The organism is Candidatus Microthrix parvicella Bio17-1, assembly GCF_000299415.1.
GTDB classification, from domain to species: domain Bacteria; phylum Actinomycetota; class Acidimicrobiia; order Acidimicrobiales; family Microtrichaceae; genus Microthrix; species Microthrix parvicella.
The window spans coordinates 674,102-692,539 of the sequence record NZ_AMPG01000002.1 but is presented as its reverse complement, the minus strand read 5'-3'; the positions used below and the strand labels follow the sequence as shown (position 1 = coordinate 692,539).

Annotated in this window: 13 protein-coding genes; 9 read left to right on the top strand and 4 right to left on the bottom strand. The window is 66.6% G+C overall.

Going from position 1 to position 18,438, the window contains the following annotated elements; all coding sequences use genetic code 11:
- The first annotated feature begins 15 nt into the window (after positions 1-15).
- Complete coding sequence (locus MPARV_RS0111320) at positions 16-2,802, top strand: cation-translocating P-type ATPase (protein WP_081582249.1); 2,787 nt, start codon at positions 16-18, stop codon at positions 2,800-2,802.
- Positions 2,803-2,830: 28 nt separating this feature from the next.
- Here the strand turns inward: MPARV_RS0111320 and MPARV_RS0111315 are convergent, their stop codons facing one another.
- Positions 2,831-3,607: an SIR2 family NAD-dependent protein deacylase gene (locus MPARV_RS0111315; RefSeq protein WP_012222737.1), complete on the bottom strand. Its 777-nt coding sequence runs from the start codon at positions 3,605-3,607 to the stop codon at positions 2,831-2,833.
- Between the two features lie 165 nt (positions 3,608-3,772).
- Here MPARV_RS0111315 and moeB point away from each other — a divergent pair, with 165 nt between their 5' ends.
- Positions 3,773-4,951 carry a molybdopterin-synthase adenylyltransferase MoeB gene (gene moeB / locus MPARV_RS0111310; protein WP_012222739.1) on the top strand — a complete coding sequence of 393 codons (1,179 nt, stop codon included), beginning with the start codon at positions 3,773-3,775 and terminating at the stop codon, positions 4,949-4,951.
- 4 nt (positions 4,952-4,955) lie between these two features.
- Here moeB and MPARV_RS0111305 read toward each other — a convergent pair whose 3' ends face one another.
- Positions 4,956-7,604: a glycosyltransferase gene (locus MPARV_RS0111305; protein WP_081582248.1), complete on the bottom strand. Its 2,649-nt coding sequence runs from the start codon at positions 7,602-7,604 to the stop codon at positions 4,956-4,958.
- Between the two features lie 60 nt (positions 7,605-7,664).
- On the opposite strand from MPARV_RS0111305, the gene MPARV_RS0111300 reads away from it, so the two are divergent.
- From MPARV_RS0111300 to MPARV_RS0111270, 7 genes are all read left to right on the top strand, one after another.
- Positions 7,665-8,783 (top strand): sugar phosphate nucleotidyltransferase, encoded by a 1,119-nt coding sequence (locus tag MPARV_RS0111300; RefSeq protein ID WP_012222741.1) that lies wholly within the window; start codon positions 7,665-7,667, stop codon positions 8,781-8,783.
- 54 nt (positions 8,784-8,837) lie between these two features.
- Entirely contained in the window at positions 8,838-9,404 is a 567-nt protein-coding gene (locus MPARV_RS0111295; protein ID WP_100221315.1) for a dTDP-4-dehydrorhamnose 3,5-epimerase family protein, read from the top strand.
- A gap of 32 nt (positions 9,405-9,436) precedes the next feature.
- Positions 9,437-10,408, top strand: coding sequence for a dTDP-glucose 4,6-dehydratase (gene rfbB / locus MPARV_RS0111290; RefSeq protein ID WP_020378318.1), 972 nt, complete (start codon positions 9,437-9,439; stop codon positions 10,406-10,408).
- Complete coding sequence (locus MPARV_RS0111285) at positions 10,405-11,811, top strand: O-antigen ligase family protein (protein ID WP_020378317.1); 1,407 nt, start codon at positions 10,405-10,407, stop codon at positions 11,809-11,811. The genes rfbB and MPARV_RS0111285 overlap by 4 nt, the downstream gene beginning before the upstream one ends.
- Entirely contained in the window at positions 11,811-12,713 is a 903-nt protein-coding gene (locus MPARV_RS0111280; RefSeq protein WP_012222749.1) for a glycosyltransferase family 2 protein, read from the top strand. The genes MPARV_RS0111285 and MPARV_RS0111280 overlap by 1 nt, the downstream gene beginning before the upstream one ends.
- Positions 12,714-12,807: 94 nt before the next feature.
- Positions 12,808-13,509 carry a phosphocholine cytidylyltransferase family protein gene (locus MPARV_RS0111275; protein ID WP_034392196.1) on the top strand — a complete coding sequence of 234 codons (702 nt, stop codon included), beginning with the start codon at positions 12,808-12,810 and terminating at the stop codon, positions 13,507-13,509.
- A 2-nt stretch (positions 13,510-13,511) separates the two neighbouring features.
- Complete coding sequence (locus MPARV_RS0111270; protein WP_020378316.1) at positions 13,512-14,969, top strand: bifunctional glycosyltransferase/class I SAM-dependent methyltransferase; 1,458 nt, start codon at positions 13,512-13,514, stop codon at positions 14,967-14,969.
- A gap of 6 nt (positions 14,970-14,975) precedes the next feature.
- Here MPARV_RS0111270 and MPARV_RS0111265 read toward each other — a convergent pair whose 3' ends face one another.
- Positions 14,976-17,663 (bottom strand): UPF0182 family protein, encoded by a 2,688-nt coding sequence (locus MPARV_RS0111265; RefSeq protein WP_031278318.1) that lies wholly within the window; start codon positions 17,661-17,663, stop codon positions 14,976-14,978.
- A 4-nt stretch (positions 17,664-17,667) separates the two neighbouring features.
- Complete coding sequence (locus tag MPARV_RS0111260) at positions 17,668-18,438, bottom strand: ABC transporter ATP-binding protein (protein WP_012222756.1); 771 nt, start codon at positions 18,436-18,438, stop codon at positions 17,668-17,670.

Genomic DNA, 18,438 nt, shown 5'->3' with positions numbered 1-18,438 from the left:
ATAGAATCCTCATCGATGACCGCCCCCATAAGTCCTACAGGGCCGATCGGGGGCGCCGGAAGCCCGGGTGGCGGGCCGTCCGAGGTGTCGCCGACGCCCTGGTATCGCCTGAGCCCGTCGCAGACCGCCGACCGACTTGGTGTCGACTTGCAGTCCGGCCTCAGCTCCGCCGAGGTGCTCGAGAGTCGCGAGCGAAGCGGTCCAAACGAGTTGCTGTCCGAACCCAAACGGCCATGGTGGCTTCGCCTGGTCGATCAGTTTCGCAGCGTGCTCATCCTGCTGTTGCTCGTGGCGGCGTTGATCTCGGCAGCGGTGGGTGACCTGAAGGATCCCATCGTGATCGGCGTGGTGGTGATCATCAACGCCATTCTCGGTTTCGTGCAGGAACAGCGGGCCGACCAGGCGATGGAGGCGTTGTCGACCATGCTGACCACGCAGGCGCGGGTGCGCCGGGATGGCGCGGTCAACGAGGTTCCATCCTCCGAGGTGGTGCCGGGCGATGTGGTGCTGCTTCGGGCGGGCGACCGCATCCCGGCCGACGGCCGCTTTGTCCGGGCCACCTCGCTGGCCGTAGACGAGAGCACGCTGACCGGTGAGTCGGTACCGGTGGACAAGGACACCGAAGCGATCGAGCTGCCGGACCACCCGTCCGCCGACGGGTATGGGGCGGCCGCTCAGCTCGAGCTGGCCGAACGGTCCAACGTCGGTCACATGAACACGACCGTGGTTCGAGGCACCGCCGAGTTGGTCGTCACCGATACGGGCATGTCCACGGAGATCGGCCGACTGGCGGGCATGATCTCAGCCGACGAGCCGGGCCTGACCCCCCTTCAGGAGGAACTGGAGCGTCTGGGCACGCGCCTTGCCATGATCGCCGGTGTGGCGGTCGGCCTGGTGATCGCCGTCGGCCTTTTGCGTGGTGACGCGGCCGCCGATGCCATCCTCGGCGGCGTTGCACTTGCTGTTGCGGCCATCCCGGAAGGGCTCCCCGCCGTGGTCACGGTGACCCTGGCGCTCGGGGTCCGCCGCATGGCCGAGCGCAATGCGATCGTGAAACGACTGGCCTCGGTGGAGACGCTGGGCTCGACCACGGTGATTTGCTCGGATAAAACCGGCACGCTGACGCTTCACCAGATGACGGCGATCACGGCCTGGGCGGGTGGCACCAGCTACGAGATCTCCGGGCTGGGATACGGACCGGACGGTGAGATCAGCCCCGAGCCGGATGAGGCGCTGCGTCGTTTCGTGCGGGCCGGCGCCCTGGCCAGCGACGCGGTGCTGCGAACCGGTGAGGGCGGACAGCCCGAACTGGTCGGCGACCCGACCGAGGGTGCGGTCATCGTGCTGGCGAACAAGGCCGGCGAGCACGGCGAGACGTTGCGCTCCGAGTACCCGCGCGTGGCGGACATGCCCTTCGATTCCACCCGCAAAATGATGGCGGTGGTCACCGATGACCCCTTCGGAGGCTCGGGTCGTCGCTTGATGGTCAAGGGTGCCACCGACGTGGTGCTCGACGGGTGCACACAAATGGACACCCACGATGGCGTGGTGACGCTGGACGACAGCCGAACCGCCGAGGTCAACGACTTGATGGTTGGCTTCGGTGTGGAGGGCCTTCGGGTGCTCGCCGTGGCGGGCAAGGAACTGGCCTCCGACTGGGATGGCGACCCGGAAGCCGAACTGAACGAGCTGGTGCTCTACGGATTGGTGGGCATTCTCGACCCTCCCCGCAAGGAGGCCGGCGTGGCCATCGCCGAGTGCGGCGATGCCGGCATCGACGTCAAAATGATCACCGGGGACCATGCCACCACGGCCGCAGCCATCGGCGGGCAGCTCGGCCTCGACGGCGAGGTGGTCACCGGCTCAGACCTCGATGCCATGTCCGACGATGAGTTGGCCCGTCGCATCGGTGATATCTCCGTGTGTGCCCGCGTCTCACCCGAGCACAAGGTGCGTGTGGTCCGGGCACTCCAGGCCAACGACGAGATCGTGGCGATGACCGGCGACGGGGTGAACGATGCCGCCGCCCTCCGCCGTGCCGAGATCGGCGTGGCCATGGGCATCACCGGCACCGAGGTCACCAAGGAGGCCAGCGACCTGGTGCTCGCCGACGACAACTTCGCAACCATCGTCGTCGCCGTGGAGCGGGGTCGGGCGATCCGCTCCAACATCGTTCACTTCGTGCGCTTCCAGCTGACCACCAGCCTGGCGGCGGTCGGTACGATCCTGGTCGCTCGCATTCTCGACCTACCGACGCCCTTCAGCCCCATCCAGATCCTGTTCGTCAACATCATCGCCGACGGCCCTCCCGCCATGAGCCTGGGTGTCGACCCGCCGTCGCCCGACGTGATGAAACGCAAACCGCTGGGTCGCACCGAACCGATTCTGACCGGCACCCGTCTTCGACGCATTCTGACGACAACGGCATTGATGGCTGCCGGGGTGGTCTGGTTGCTCGCCCAGTATCGACACAGCGACATCCCGAAGTTGGCTTCGACGATGGCGTTCACCACCTTCGTGTTCGCCCAGCTGGTCAACTCCCTGGTGGTTCGCTCCGACGGGCGTGGGGTGTTCCACCGCTATACGTTCACCAACGGGGCCCTCTGGCTGACGATCGCCGCGGTGAGCGCGCTCCAGGTGGTCGTGGTGCAGGTGCCATTCGCTCAGAAGGTGTTCGACACCGTTGGGCTCACGCGCGGCCAATGGGTGCAATGCCTTTCCGTGGTGCTCGCACTGCTACTGGTCGAGGAAGTGTGGATTCGGGCGCGGAGGCTTGTCTGGCCGAACGCAAGCCTCACCTGAACGCGTGCCCGTGTCGTGGTGCGGTGGGTCAGAGGTTGACGATGGCGGGCAGTACCTCCGAGATCGAGCCGAGCACCACCACATCCGCCATATCGTCCATGGCGGTCGGCTCACCATTGACGATGACCACCGACGCTCCGTTGGATGCGGCAATCGGCACCATGTCGGCCACCGGATACACCTGAAGGGTTGAGCCGACGGCCAGCAGCAGGTCGGCATCCTTGGCTGCACCCAGCGCCCGGTTGAGGTCGGCGGCCACCAGCGCTTCTCCGAAGAAGATGGTGGCCGACTTGAGGATGCCGCCGCACAGCTCGCATGGCGGATCGGGCTCCCCGGAGCGCACCCTGGCGAGCGTGGCCTGCATGGGCGAGGTGATCCCGCAGCCAACGCACCGCACGCGCCGCATCGATCCGTGGATCTCCACCAACTCTTCGGCGGGCAGGCCGGCTTCGAGGTGCAGCCCGTCGATGTTCTGGGTCACGGTCAGGGCCAACCGGCCGGTGCGCGACAACCCGGTGATGGCGTCGTGGCCGGGGTTGGGGTCCGCCTGCCACGCCGGGTGGTCCATCCGAGCCCGCCAGGCGCGCTCGCGCACATCGGCCGAGCCCAGGTAGGTGTCGATGGTGGACAGGCGCTCCGCCTCGGGGTTGCGGGTCCACACCCCGTCCGGGCCTCGGAAGTCGGGGATACCCGAGTCGGTGGAGAGGCCGGCGCCGGTCAGCACCACGATGCGCCGTGCCGATGCGATCAATGCGTTGGCCCGTTGGATCGCCTCGGCATCGGCTGCTGGATGGGTGCTCGCCATCGCTCCAATGTACCGAGCCGTTGCGCCGAGCAGCTTCGGTGGCAATGGGGGAGTGGCCACGACGTGGAGGAATGTTGACCAAGTTGGTAGGGTTTAGGTTGTTCGGCGGAGCACCCAGGTGCCCGCCCAGGTCTCACCCCGAAACATCGATCGAAAGCCTGACACATGGCCAACTTCCGCGAACTGCTGACCGCCACCAAGCAAGAGATCCGCGAGGTGGACACCGAGACCGCCGACCGATTGCGCAACGAGGGCTCGCTCATCCTCGATGTGCGCGAAGCCGACGAGTTTGAAACCGGCGCGGTGCCCGGCGCGCTCTTTATCCCCCGGGGTCACCTCGAGAGTCAGATCGAGATGAAGTTGCCCAACAAGGACACACCGGTGATCGTGCAGTGCGCCGGTGGTGTGCGCTCGGCGTTCGCGGCCAAAACGTTGGAACAGCTGGGCTACACCGATGTCACCTCGATGGCCGGCGGCTTCGGCAAGTGGAAGGACGAGGGGCGCGACTGGAAGGTGCCACAGAGCCTGCAACCCGACCAGAAGAACCGCTACAAGCGTCATCTGCTGTTGCCCGAGGTTGGGGAGGAGGGGCAGATGAAGCTGCTGGACGCCAAGGTGCTGTTGCTGGGCGCCGGGGGTCTCGGCAGCCCATCCGGCCTGTACCTTGCGGCCGCCGGGGTGGGAACGATCGGCATCGTCGACATGGATGTGGTGGACGAGTCCAACCTGCAACGCCAGATTCTGCACACGCTGGATCGGGTGGGAATGCGCAAGGTGGACTCGGCCAGGGTGGCGATCGAGAGCCTCAACCCCGACGTGAAGGTGATCACCCACGATGTCCGCCTGGACGCCAACAACATCGCCGACATCATCTCCGGGTACGACCTGGTGGTCGATGGTGCCGACAACTTCCCGGTGCGCTACATGCTCAATGACGCTTCGGTGAAGTTGGGTATCCCGGTCATCCACGGGTCGATCTTCCGCTTCGAGGGCAACGTCACCGTGTTCGACCCCAGGCGCGGCCCCACCTATCGCGACCTCCTGCCCGAGCCTCCGCCGCCCGAGATGGCCCCGTCGTGCGCCGAGGCGGGCGTGCTGGGTGTGCTCCCGGGCATTGTGGGCTGCATCCAGGCGATCGAGACGATCAAGTATCTGCTCGACCTGGGCGACCCGCTGATTGGTCGCTACCTGGCGTTCGACGCGCTGGACATGACTTTTCGTGAGTTCAAGATCCGTCCCGACCCGGCCAATCAGATCACCTGGGAGAATCGCGACCAGATCCAGGTGGTCGAGCTGACCGATCAGTGCATGCCCGCCCCGTTGGAGGCGCCCGCCGCCGCCTGAGCGGTCACCCTCGCAGGATGGTGCACAGCGCGTCGGCGCTGTCGTCCCAGGTTGGAAAGTCCCGGGGTGCCGTCGGCGCGGAAGGTGTCGATTCGCGCTCGCCGAGCGCCGCATCGATTGCAGCTGCGAATGCGTCGGGGGCGGTGGCGTCCACGTAGCTGACGTCGTCGCCGCCCACCTCCGGCAAGGATCCGCCCGTCGATGACACCACGAGACAGCCGTGGCGGAGTGCCTCCACCACCGGCAGCCCGTAGCCCTCTGCGTGTGAGGGCACCACCACCACGTCGGCAAGGTCGTACAGGGCATCCAACGTGGCGTCGTTGACCTCCGATGGCCAACGCAGTGCCTCACCGAAGGCCTCATGACCGCGGATTCGCTGGGCGATGTCGTCGGCCTTCCAACCCTGGCGCCCCACGACCACCAGGGTGGAGTCGGTGCCCAGTCGGTCGAAGGCATCCAGCAGACCCGAGTGGTTCTTGCGAGGCTCGAGCGTTCCGACCACCAGGATCACCCGCCGGCCGGCAAGCGAAGCCAGCAGTGCGGCGTCGGCCGGTTGTTCGGCGCGGGCCACCGGGTCGGCTCCAAGCGCGATCTGTTCGATCGTTGCGGCGCCACGGCCGGGACCTGCGGCCAGGCCGGCAATTTGAGCGGCCGAATAGGCGGAGCTGGTGACCACCACGTCGGCGTGGCCGACTGCGGCTGCGACATGGGCCTGGAACACCCGGGCCAGGTTGGGATCGAACCACTCGGGGTGGGTCACGGGCAGCACGTCGTGCAGCAGGCTGATCACCCGCACCCCGGACTGCTGAAGCTGCGGGTACCAGCGGGAGCGGGGAGCATCATCGAGGTTCCAGGTGGCGTCGAGATCCAGCAGGGTGGCACCGGCCGGGATCGCGTCGATGAGCAGGTCGGCGTGATGCGGTGGTCGTTGGCGGAGGGCTCGCAGCCGTCGCGCCTCGTCGATGCGTTCCCGAACGGCGGGGACCGCGGCCACCCGGGTGATGACGCGTCGCCACCCCGGTGGATCGGCGGCGGCTGGTGCCGGCGGGTGGTTGGGCATCGCCTCGGGGTCGAACAGCGCCTCGGTTTCGGCACCATCAAGGCGTCGGTAGCACCGGTCCAGCGCGCTCCACCGCATCGGCACCACCGAAACCTCGGGGTGCTCAAGTATCAGCCGGGTCACCAACTCCGACACGGCGCGCTGAATGCCGGCCCTCCAACGGGACGCCAGGGTGTCGGTGACGTCGACGAACACCACCGTGGGCCCATCGGGCTCCGGCGACGGCAGGCCGGGTCCGGTCGGTTTGAGGAACCGGCTTCCAACAACCTCGGTGGGTGCTCGGCCGATTCGTCGCCATCGGCCACCCAGCCGGGAGGCAAGCGTGCGGGGGAGCGCCGCCTTGGTGCCGGCCCACACCTTGACCCAGCGCACGGCGATGGCGGTGTTTGGTCGCTGAAAGCGACGCACCCTGCCTACCACGTTGCGACGAACAAACGGCCACGAGTTTCCCCAGGCGGCACCCATGGCGCGGCGGCCGTCGCCAAACGAGCCGTTCCGTGCCACCGTCAGCAGCCAGTTTCGGTAGTTCAGAAAGAAGAAGCCAGGCCACGATGAACCGGCCGTGGCGCCCAACTGGTGGTACAGCACCGAGTCGGCGGCGGTGACGGTGTCCCAACCGGCCCGCCGCATTCGCCAGGACAGGTCGGTGTCCTCGTAGTACATGAAGAACCGCGGATCGAAGAGGCCGACGTCTTCCAGCGCAGCGGTCCGTAACAACACACCCCCGCCGGTGAACCCGGGGACAACCCCCGCCGTTGCCTCGCCCTCCAGAAGTGGGCCGGCCGGGTCGCCCAGATGCCGCTCGTAGCCCTCGCACCAGGTGGTCAGCGCCGTACCCAGGCTGTTGATGCGCCGCTGCGGGGGGTCGTCGGCGGCCAGGCTGAGGTGCACCAGCCCATCGACGGGGTTGGCCGTCACCTCGTTCGCACCGCAGCGGGCGCTGACGGGCCGATCGCTGTGAAGCGTCAGTGTCAACTCGGGGTCGTCGCCGGATTCGTCCGGTGCGGGTATGGGCACGGCCAGCTTGCCGTCGTGTGCCACCTCGATCTCCAGGCGAAGCGGAATCGATGGGTGTGGCGGTCGCACCACGCCCTCGAGGCACAACACCTGCGCCCAACGATCGTGGCCGTTCACCTCGACGCTGGTGACCCTCCCCCGCGCCCCGGTGTCGTGCACGTGCAGGTGCACGTCGACGAACCAGCGGTCGAAGAGGATCAAGGGCGCAGCGGCGCCGGCCGTCGGATGCGTTTCCAGCGCCCCGACCAGGGGATCCAGCCAGTCAGGATCGACCACCGCGTCGTTGTTCACCAGCGCAACGAAGGTCGACCGGCCACGTCGCAGGGCCCGGTTGATCCCTTCGGCGAAACCCAGGTTGGCGCCGTTGCGAATCAGGGTCCATCCGGGGTGGCGCCGGGCCAGCACCTCGGCCGATCCGTCGATGCTTCCGTTGTCGACGATCACCAGATCCAAGGCCTCACGGGACCAGTCGGTGGCCTCGATCGACCGCACACACCGCGACGTCAGGTCGGCGGCGTTCCAGTTCAAGACGATCACCTGCACGAGGGGGGCGGGGCTTGGAGGTGAGGCGGTCATGACGTGCCGACGATACTGCCAGGGAGGGAAATCGCCCGCCAACCTGCTAGAACCGCGGTGATGAAGGGCCTGATCCTCTCGGGTGGCGCGGGCACTCGTCTGCGACCCATCACTCACACCAGCGCCAAGCAACTGGTGCCGGTGGCCAACAAACCGATCCTGTTTTACGGCATCGAGGACATGGCCGAGGCCGGAATCACCGAAATCGGCATCATCGTCGGCTCGACGGCCGCCGAGATCGAGGCGGCGGTCGGTGACGGCTCACGGTTTGGGGTTCACGTCAGCTACCTGCCCCAGGACGAGCCGCTGGGCCTGGCGCATTGCGTGCTGATCGCCCGCGACTTCCTCGGCGACGACGATTTCGTGATGTACCTGGGCGACAACATGCTGGAACAGGGGTTGGGTGGGTTCATCGCACGGTGGGAGTCCCAACACACGGCTGCGCTGCAGCCGGCACTCGGCGATGCCCCGGACGGCCCAACCGGAGCGCCTGCCGCTCAGATACTGCTGACGCCGGTGCCGGACCCCCAACGCTTCGGCGTTGCCGAGCTTGACGATGAGGGCAACGTGGTCGCCTTGGTGGAGAAGCCGGAGGATCCGCCGTCGGATCTGGCGCTGGTGGGCGTCTACCTGTTCTCGAAGCTCATCCATCAGGCTGTGGCGGCGATCGCCCCGTCCGCCCGTGGCGAGTTGGAGATCACCGATGCCATCCAATGGCTGATCGATTCCGGGGCGCCGGTGCATCATGACCTGTTGGACGGCTGGTGGCTGGACACCGGCAAGAAGGACCCGCTGTTGGAATCCAACCGGCGGGTGCTGGAGAGCCTGGAGGCCCGCGTCGACGGCGAGGTCGATGCCGACTCCAAGGTGGACGGCCGGGTCGTGATCGAGGCCGGGGCCAGACTTGTGAACTCCGAGGTCCGTGGCCCGGCGATCATCGGTGCGGGCTCGGTCATCACCTCCAGCTATATCGGGCCGTTCACGGCGGTGGCCGCGAACTGCGAGGTGACCGACTCGGAAATCGATCAGTCGGTCATCATGGAGGGTGCCCGCATCCGGGCGGTGCCCCGGCTGACCGATTCGCTGATGGGGCGCGACAGCGAGGTGACCCGCGGCGCACGACGTTCACAGGCGACCCGTGTGACCTTGGGGGATCACTCCACGGTCGAGCTGGCCTGAGAAGCTGTGTGATCCGGCTCGCCGCCGAGCCGAACCCAACCTTGGAGCATGCCGATGGCCCAATTGAATGCGTCAGAAGAAATCGATGGTGTGGTGGTGGTGACACCGGATCTTCATCGCGATGCCAGGGGGCTGTTCATTGAGACCTACCGGCGCAGTTGGTTTCCGGGCCAGCGGGAAATGATTCAGGGCAACCGGGGCGATCGCCAACAGGGGTCGCTGGTGGGCCTGCACTATCACCTTCACCAGTCTGATTACTGGTATGTGCCAACCGGCTGGGCTCGGGTGGTGCTTCACGATCTGCGCGCCGGTGGGCCCACCGATGGTGTCACCATGATGCTGGATCTGGGTCAGGTGAACGGTGGCGACAACAACCATCTGGGCGTGTACATCCCGCCGGGCGTGGCCCACGGGTTCGCCGCCCTGACCGACATGACGATCACTTACCTCGTCGACGGCTACTACAACCCCGCTGACGAGTTGGGCGTGGCCTGGGATGACCCGGCGATCGGCGCCGACTGGGGTTTGGAGACGCCGCTGGTGTCCGAGCGCGACGCCGCCAACCCCGCCCGGAGCGCATTGGAACCCCAGTGGCGGCCCCATGCCGCACTTCGCACGTAAGCGCGGCTCCACGTGAATCCGAGGAACCTCACATGAAACTGTTTGTCACCGGCGGTGCCGGCTTCATCGGCTCCAACTACGTGCGTCACGTGCTGGCCAACACCGACGACTCGGTCACCGTGTTCGACGCGTTGACCTACGCCGGCAACCTCGCCAACCTGGCCGACATCGCCGACGACCCCCGTTATCGCTTTGTCCACGGCGACATCTGCGACCGCGATGTCGTGACGGCGGCGATGGCCGGGCACGACGCGGTGGTGCACTTCGCCGCCGAGAGCCACGTGGACCGCTCCATCCTGGGACCCGACGTGTTCGTACGCACCAACTGCACCGGTACCAACGTGATCTGCGACGTGGCACGCCAGACCGAGGTGGAGGCCATGGTGCACATCTCCACCGACGAGGTGTACGGGTCGATCGACGTGGGCAGCTTCCTCGAGGGTGATCCGCTGGATCCACGTTCGCCGTACTCGGCGGCCAAGGCCGGCTCCGACCTGATCGCGCTCAGCTATCACTCCACGTTCGACCTGCCGGTGCGGGTGACCCGCAGCTCCAATCAGTTTGGTCCCTACCAGTTTCCCGAGAAGCTCATTCCGTACTTCGCCACCACCCTGATGCAGGGCGGCAACGTGCCGCTCTACGGCGACGGCCTGAACGTCCGCGACTGGCTCTACGTCGCCGACAACTGCGTCGCCGTCGATCTGGTGCTGCGGCAGGGGACCTCGGGCGAGATCTACAACATCGGCGCCGACAACGAGCGCACCAACCGTGAGTTGACCGATCGGGTGCTGGCGCTGTTGGGCAAGGACGAGTCCTCGGTTGACTACGTCGAGGACCGACTGGGCCACGATCGCCGTTATTCGGTCAACTGTGACAAGGTCCGGGCGCTCGGCTGGGAGGGCCCCACCCGTCCGTTCGCCGACACCCTGGCCGACACCATCGCCTTTTACGTCGATCGTCCCGACTGGTGGCAGCCGCTTCTGCAACGAGTGAAGAACCGGTGACCCAAGCCTCCTCGACCTCAACGACCACCGGAGCAGATCGACGCTGGGGCGATCGGTGGGGGTTGATCGTGGCCACCTGCTGGATGTTCGCCCTTGGCCTGGGTCCGATCTACACGCTCCGCAACCGGATTCAGCCCCTTCCGGCGGGCCAGTACATCGACGATGCGCGGGTGAACGCCGCATTCGTCGTTCTGTACCTGGTGGTCATCGCCGCCTTGGCGCGTCGTGTCCCCCGGCTGTCGCGGCCCACCACGGTGTTGCTGGTAGCGCTCCACGTGTTGGTGATCGCCTCGGCCCTCTGGTCGCTGGCGCCGGGACGTTCCGCAACGCAGGGGCTGCTGTTTGCGCTGACGACGATGACGGCGGTGGTGGTGGGCGACCGCATCGGTGTCCGGGGCCTGCTGTTGGCACTGGCCGTGGCCGCTCAGGTGGGCGTGGTGCTCAGCCAACTGGCGGTGCGTCGTTCCTGGCCCAACACCATCGACGGCAACGGCGACTGGTCCGGGATCTATCTCAACCGAAACTCGCTGGGGCCGGTGGCGATGCTGGCGCTGCTTGCAACCTTCGGTGCCATGGCCCTGTGGTGGCAGGATCGAGACGGCGCCACATCACGTTCGTCGAGGGACGTCGGTCTCGGTGCCGCTCTCGGCGGCGCGCTCGTCGTGCTCGTGGTCCTGGACGTCCACACGCTGCTGCGGTCGGCGTCGCTCACCCCGGTGGTGGGGGCGGTCGTGGCGGTGCTCACCGTGATCGTCGCCGTACTGGTACCGGCGCTGCAGCAACGGTTCGCGTCGGGGCGAGCCGCTTCGGGCGGGCCGGTTACCGAGCAGGTTTCCCCGTGGCCGCTCGTCGCCGCCGTGGTTGCCACCTGGGCCGGCGTGGCGGTGGTGGCCATGGTCGGTCGTTCCCAGGTGGCCACCAATCTGGACCGCAGTTCCACCCTGTCGGGCCGCACCGAGTTGTGGGGCTGGCTGATCGACGCCATCAGCCGCCGACCGTTTGGCGGCTGGGGCTGGTTGGGCGTGTGGGAGGACCGGGCCCTGGAGGCTGAGGTGGTCGCCCGCTTCAACGTCGACTTCTCCACGGCCCACAACGCGGTGATCGAGATGCTTCTCGCCACCGGGGTGTTCGGCGCACTGCTGTTGGTGGCCACCGTGGGTGCCTTGATCTGGCCGACCGTCCAGCTGACCGCGCACAGCGGTGGGGATCGCCGCTTGGGTGTGGTCGCCCTGGGCCTGGTCGGGTACGTGGTGGCCGTCAACCAACTGGAGACCTACGTGGGTGCCAACCTGTTGCCATGGGCGTTGCTCGTCGGCGGGGCAGCCACCTGCGCCCGAACCCTGGCCGATGATGCGGGGTCCGACCGTGCCGCCGTCCCGAACCCCTCGAGAGTGAGCATCTGATGGGGCCCACCATCGACTGGGTGGTCTTGACCACCGGTGACCGCGACGACGATCTGGTTGCCGCCCTGAACTCACTTGCCACCCATCTGCAGCCCGGAGAGCGCGTCCACCTGGTGCTCAACGGTGCCGGGCTGACACCCCCGGGTCCCTCGCGCCTGGAGCATGCGGTGGCCGATGCGCTGCACGTGATCCATGCCGGGGAGAACCTGGGCATCCCCGGCGGGCGCAACGTGGGCGCGGCGGCGAGCGAGGCCGACGTGGTGGCCTTTCTCGATGATGACGCCGTGGTCCGCAGCGACGACATGGGCCGACAACTTCGGGATCGTTTCGCTGCGGACGCCAGGCTGGGCGGGGTGTCGTTTCGCATTGTTGACCCAAACTCCGGCGCGACGGCGCAGCGCCACGTGCCGCGTCCCGGCGGCGCAGGGCTGGAGCGCGAGGGTGAGGTCACGTCGTTCTTGGGCGGTGCATCAGCGCTGTCCGGCCCCATGTTCCGCTCGGTGGGCGGGTACTGCGCCGAGTTCTTCTATGCCCACGAGGAAAGCGACCTGGCATGGCGGGCCGTCGGCTCCGGCTGGCGCTTCACCTACGCGCCGTCATTGGTGGTGACCCACCCGATGTTGCCCACCACCCGCCATCGCGGCGCGATCGAACGGTCGATGCGCAACCGGGTTTGGCTCGTCCGTCGCAACCTGCCGCTGAGCGTGGCGATGCTCCACCTGATGGTGTGGACGGCCATCGGCGTCGCGAGATCCCGGTCGGTGGGGGGCCTCGTATCGATTGCCGGCGGCCTGCGCGCCGGCTGGTCCGAGGCCCCGCATTCGCCTCACCCTCCGAGTTGCGCCCAACGGTGGCGAACCGTCTGGCGGCTGACCCGAGCCGGCCGGCCCCCAATTTTGTAGCTCTGGTCGGCACTGGTGGAAGCCACCGCCCTTGGGGAGGAGCGTCGCGGTTCAACTACCCTCTGAGATGTCGACGAGCTGTGAAAGGCACCACGTGAGCCCTCGAGTAGTGATTCTGGCCGCCGGTGTTGGCTCCCGACTGGGCAAGCCGCATCCCAAGCCGTTGACGCCCATCGCCGGCGAGCACACGATCATGGACCTGCAGCTGAGGCACCTCAGCGATCGCTTCGACTCCGACCTCATCTCCATCGTCGTCGGGTTCAAGAAGGAAATGATCATGGAGGCACACCCGGGGGTCTCCTACATCTACAACGACGAGTTCGGTGACACGAACACGTCGAAGAGCCTGCAGCGGGCGCTGCGGCTCACCGGCAAGGACCCGGTGCTCTGGCTGAACGGCGACGTGGTGTTCGACCCGTCGGTGCTGGAGATCCTGCAGCCCTACATCGACCGGGACCAGAGCTTTGTTGCCGTCAACACCGAGTCGGTCTCCGATGAAGAGGTGAAGTACACCCTGGACGATCGGGGTTTCATCAACGAGATCTCCAAACAGGTGGTCGGTGGGCTGGGCGAGGCGGTCGGAATCAACTTCGTTGGCTCCTCCGACAAGCCGTTCCTTGCCGCCCGCCTGGAGGACTGCGAACCCCAGGACTATTTCGAGCGGGGCATCGAGCTTTCGATCACCCGTGACCGCCGCAAGTTCCGGGCCGTCGACATCTCGGCCGCGCGGTGCATGGAGGTCGACTTTCCCACCGATCTGGCCCAGGCCGAGACGACGTTCGCCGACCTGTCCTGACGATGAGCGACGACCTGCGCATCGGCATCCTGATCGTCGCCTACAACGCGGCATCCACCCTTCGCCAGGTGCTCGATCGCATCCCTGAGGGGTTCAGGTCCCGCGTCGAGAAGGTGTACGTCTGTGATGATTTCAGTACCGACGACACCTATCTGATTGGGCTGGGCTACAGCCAGTCCCGCGATGACCTTCCGATCACCATGGTGCGCCAGCCCAGAAACCTGGGCTACGGCGGCAACCAAAAGTCGGGTTACCGCATGGCGATCGACGACGGCATGGACGTGGTGGTGCTGTTGCACGGCGACGGGCAGTATGCGCCTGAGAAGCTGCCGGACATGGTGGCCCCGTTTGAGACCGCGTCGGCCGACGCGGTCTTTGGCAGCCGCATGATGACCAGGGGCGCGGCGCTGAAGGGCGGCATGCCCAAGTACAAATACGTGGGCAACAAGATCCTGTCGCGGTTCGAGAACTCGATGCTTGGAACCAACCTGTCCGAGTTTCATTCGGGCTACCGCGCCTATTCCACCAAGGCGCTGGCCTCGATCGATTTCGAGTCCAACAGCGACGACTTCGACTTCGACACCGAGATCATCATCCAGTTGGTCGAGGCCGGCCTTCGCATCAAGGAAATTCCGATCCCGACCTATTACGGCGACGAGATCTGCCGGGTCAACGGCATGCGTTACGCCGCCGATGTGGCGACCGATGTGGTGACCTGGCGGTTGAACAAGATGGGCTTCGGTCAGGGTCGCTTTGCCGACGTCGGGGTGGAGTACGACCTGAAGCCGGCGCCGGACAGCAGCCACGGCGTGATGTTGCGCTGGCTCGACTCGATGCCGGCGTCCAAGGTGCTGGACCTCGGATGCTCCGGCGGGCACTTCGCCGAAGCGGCGCGGGCGGGCGAGCATCGGGTCACCGGCGTCGACGTGGCGACCGCGCCGGGTGTCGAGGATCGCGTCGATCGTTTCATCCAGTCCGACCTGGACTCCGGCATGGACCAATCGTTGCTGACCGAGTTGGGCGAAGAACGCTTCGATGTGGTCGTTCTGGGAGATGTGCTGGAGCACGTCCGTCAACCCGGCCGTCTGTTGGCCGATGCCCGTGGGGTGTTGGTGCCCGGCGGATCGATGCTGATCTCGGTGCCCAACTTCGGTCACTGGTATCCCCGCATCCGCACCGCCGTGGGGGCTTTCGACTACGACATGCGGGGCATCCTCGACCGCACCCACGTGCGATTCTTCACCAGGCGCAGCTTCACCCGCATGCTGACCGATGCCAAGCTGCGGGTGGTGCGCTTCGACCAGGTTGGCCTGCCGTTGAACGTCCTGGCCGAGCGGGCCGACGGCGAGGCGCCGACCGCTGCAAGCCCGGGCATGCTGGCCCGTGCCGAGGGCGCCATGACCCAGGCATGGCCCACCATGTTCGCCTACCAGTTCGTGGTCAAGGTGGAGCCCACCTGACCGGTGTCAGCCGGGGGCGACCGCCTCCGGCTGCCTGTCGGCCGGCGTCACCGGTATCGTGCTCACCGGCTCCCGAAGATTGTTGATGGCCTCGTTCAGGTTGGCGCCGCGGCCGACGAGGCCGTCGGCGTAGGCCAGCACCTCCACCAGTTGCTGGGTGGCGTCCTTACCGGTCGCGGTCACATACACGGGACGCACATACAGCACGTCGTCGCCGTTGGGCACCAGCGTCATGGGGCCGAAGCTCACCTTTGATCCACCGGCGGACAGCAGCGTGAACTGCTGGCTCAACTCGGTGTCGCCGTTGATCGCGGCCTGCACCACCGAGGGACCGCCCAACTGCTGCTGTGCAGAGGATCCATCGGGGCTGGGAACGGTCCACAGGGCCAGCGATTCGGCGTCGTCGTTGTCGGCAAGCGCATAGGCGGACAACGCGGCGCGGGGCGAGTTGGCGTTGGCCGCCGAACCCAGGTTGAAGGGTCGGACCGACATCCAGCGCGGACCCTGGCCGGTGGCGGTGTCCAGCACCTGGGGGGCCGGTCGGATTCCGCCGGGTGCCGGATCGGTGCCGTCGATGTTGCTGCCCGGGTCGCCCGACACAATCCAGTTGCGACTGCCGTCGAGGAACAGATCCGGGTCGGTCACGTGATATCGACCGAGCAGGCTGGTCTGTACCTTGAGCAGGTCGATCGGGTAGCGAAGGTGCGAGCGGATACCCGCCGGCATCTTGGCGATCGGCGTGAACGCCCCCGGGTACACCCGGCTCCAGGCGTCGAGGATCGGGTCGTTCCCGCCTTGACGCTCGGTTCGGTACATCGTGACCGAACCGTCGTAGGCGTCGATGGTGGCCTTGACCGAGGCACGGGTGTAGTTGAACCGACCCTGGTTGAGATCGGAGTCGTCGTCCAGGCTCAGCCGGCTGGCGAACTGGGAGTTGGGGTAGGTGTCGGCGGAGGTGAAGCCGTCGATCACCCAGGTGATTCGACCATCGGACACCACCGGGTACGGGTCGGAGCCCCACTTCAAGAACGGTGCCATCGCGTGCAGCCGTTCGTTGATGTCGCGCCGATACAACAGCTGGGAGTCCTCGGTGATGTAGTCGCTGAACAGCGGGTCCAACTCGCTCTGGGAGAACGCCAGTGCGCCGCGTTTCCACAGGCTGTTGATCTCCATGCCGGTGTCGGCGTCAAACGTGGCACCGTTCTGCTGGGCCCGTCCGGTGCCGACGATGGCGTACCAGCCCTTCACCCCCTCGCCGAAGTACAGCTCGGGGTGGTCGATCTGCAACTTGTCGGCCAGCACATCGAAGTCGGGGCGTCCATCGGGCCGCACGGCGTCCGCCGGGGCCACGGCCAGGCCGTCGCCGTGGGTGAACACCAGATGCTTCTGCTCCCAGCCACCTTGTGGAAGTCCTCCGGCATCGGAACTTCGAGCGGCCAGCAGCACCGGGCGGATGGCGCCGTCGATGTCGTAGCGGTCGACGTCGACGTTGGTGACCCTCACCGCGGTGCGTCCCTCCAGCACCTGAAAGGTGGGGGCGTAGCGGTCAGAGTCGAGCAGCGGGACGCGGGCCGGGAGGCCCTTGGCGGAACCGGCGGAACCAGGCACCTGAAGCGACGGGGGCGGCGTCGGGGCGTCCTCCAGCGAGTGCTCCTTGATCTCGTCAAGCGAGAACGCGGCGCGGGTGGCCGCCAGGTTGGTCTCGACGTAGGGCCGCTCGACGATGGCCTCCTGAGGGTTCACCTTGAGGCGCAGGATGATGCCGGGCATGAGGTACAGACCGATCACGGCAACGATGCCCCAGAGGGCCCCTGCGATGACGGCGAGTCGCCTGACCCGCCAGCGGACGTTGGCGAGACACAGGATGCCGACCAGAAACCCGATCAGCGCCAGCGTGTTGAGGGTGGTCAACTGCACGTGCAGTTCGGTGTAGCCGGCGCCGACGAAGGACCCACTGGTGGACATCGCCAGCGACATCCGCTGTACCACCATGAAGTCGATGGCCTTCACGATGGCGAGCAGGCCCAGCAGCACCGCCATGTGGGCGACGGCCTTCTGCTCGGAACGGCTGACGAAGTGCCTCAGGCTGATCCGTCGGTTCACCAGATACACGAGGAGCGAGAGCGCCGCCGCACCCACCAACATCCAGCTCAGCCACGTGGTCACCAGATTCCAGAACGGCAACTTGAACAGGTAGTCGCCGACGTCGCCACCCAGGTAGGGCACCTTGGCGCCCGTGGGCCGACCCTCGCGGTACAGCAGCCAGACCTGCCACCTCGAGGCCACCCTGCGGGTCTCCCACAGGGCGAAGACCACCGGCGCAAGCACGAGCAGCCAGCGGTGGCCGGGGCCCATCTTGGCTTCGTACCACTTCAGCATTCGCCCTTTGGGCCGATCCGGTTCTGCGCTGCCTTGACGGTGTGCCCACCACACCGAGGTGCCCACCACGCCCAAGGTCACCACCATCGCCAGGGCACCCAGCTGAATTCGGGCCAGCATGCTGGTGCGCCAGATCGGCACATCGCTCACCGTCCGAAACCACCACATGTTCAGAGCCTGCTGGGCGATTGCGCGCAGGCTGAACAGGGTGGCCGCCACCGCAGCGATGACCACCAGCGCGGTGCGCTGGACCTTCGAGCGATTCTCGACGAAGGCGACAAAGAACGCCCGTTCGGTGTTGGTGGCGACTGCCATGGGGTTACGTGCCTTCCGTGTAGGTGGCGATGACCTCGTCCAGTGGACCATCGGCCAGGATGACGCCCTCTTCCAGCCAGATGCCGCGTGTACAAAGGCGTTTGAGTTCGTTCATGTTGTGGCTGACCATCAGCAGGGTGCCTGCGTGGTTCAGCATGTCCTGAATTCGTCCTTCGGACTTGGCACGAAACTCCTTGTCGCCGACTGAAAGAGCTTCATCGATCATGAGGATCTTGGGTCGAATCGAGGTGGCGATGGCGAAGAGCAACCGTGCCTTCATGCCCGATGAGTACGAGCGCAACGGCCGGTTGATCGCCTCGCCGATGTCTGCGAACTCGATGATCGAGTCGAGGCGCTCGTCGATCTGTTCGACGGACATGCCCAATGCCAGACAACCGATGCGGATGTTGCGCATGCCTGAGACCTTGGGCAACAACGCTGCGCCAACGCCCATCAGGCGGGGCTCGTAGGAGGCGTAGATCTCTCCGCCGGTCACCGGCAGAAGGCCGGCGATCGCCGCGAGGATGGTGCTCTTGCCCGAGCCGTTCGACCCCATGATGGCCACCGACTCGCCCTCATAGACGGCGAAGCTGGCGCCCTTCACCGCATGGATCACCGTTCGTCCGGCGCCCTGCATGCCGGTGAAGCGCTCTCGGAGGCCCCGGCGACGGTCCTCCCACACCTCGTAGTCGATGTCGACCTCGTTGATGAGCAACACCATGGGGCCGTGCTCGGCTGGGGTCTTTGGCCGTTCGGCCTGAGGATCGGTGGTCAC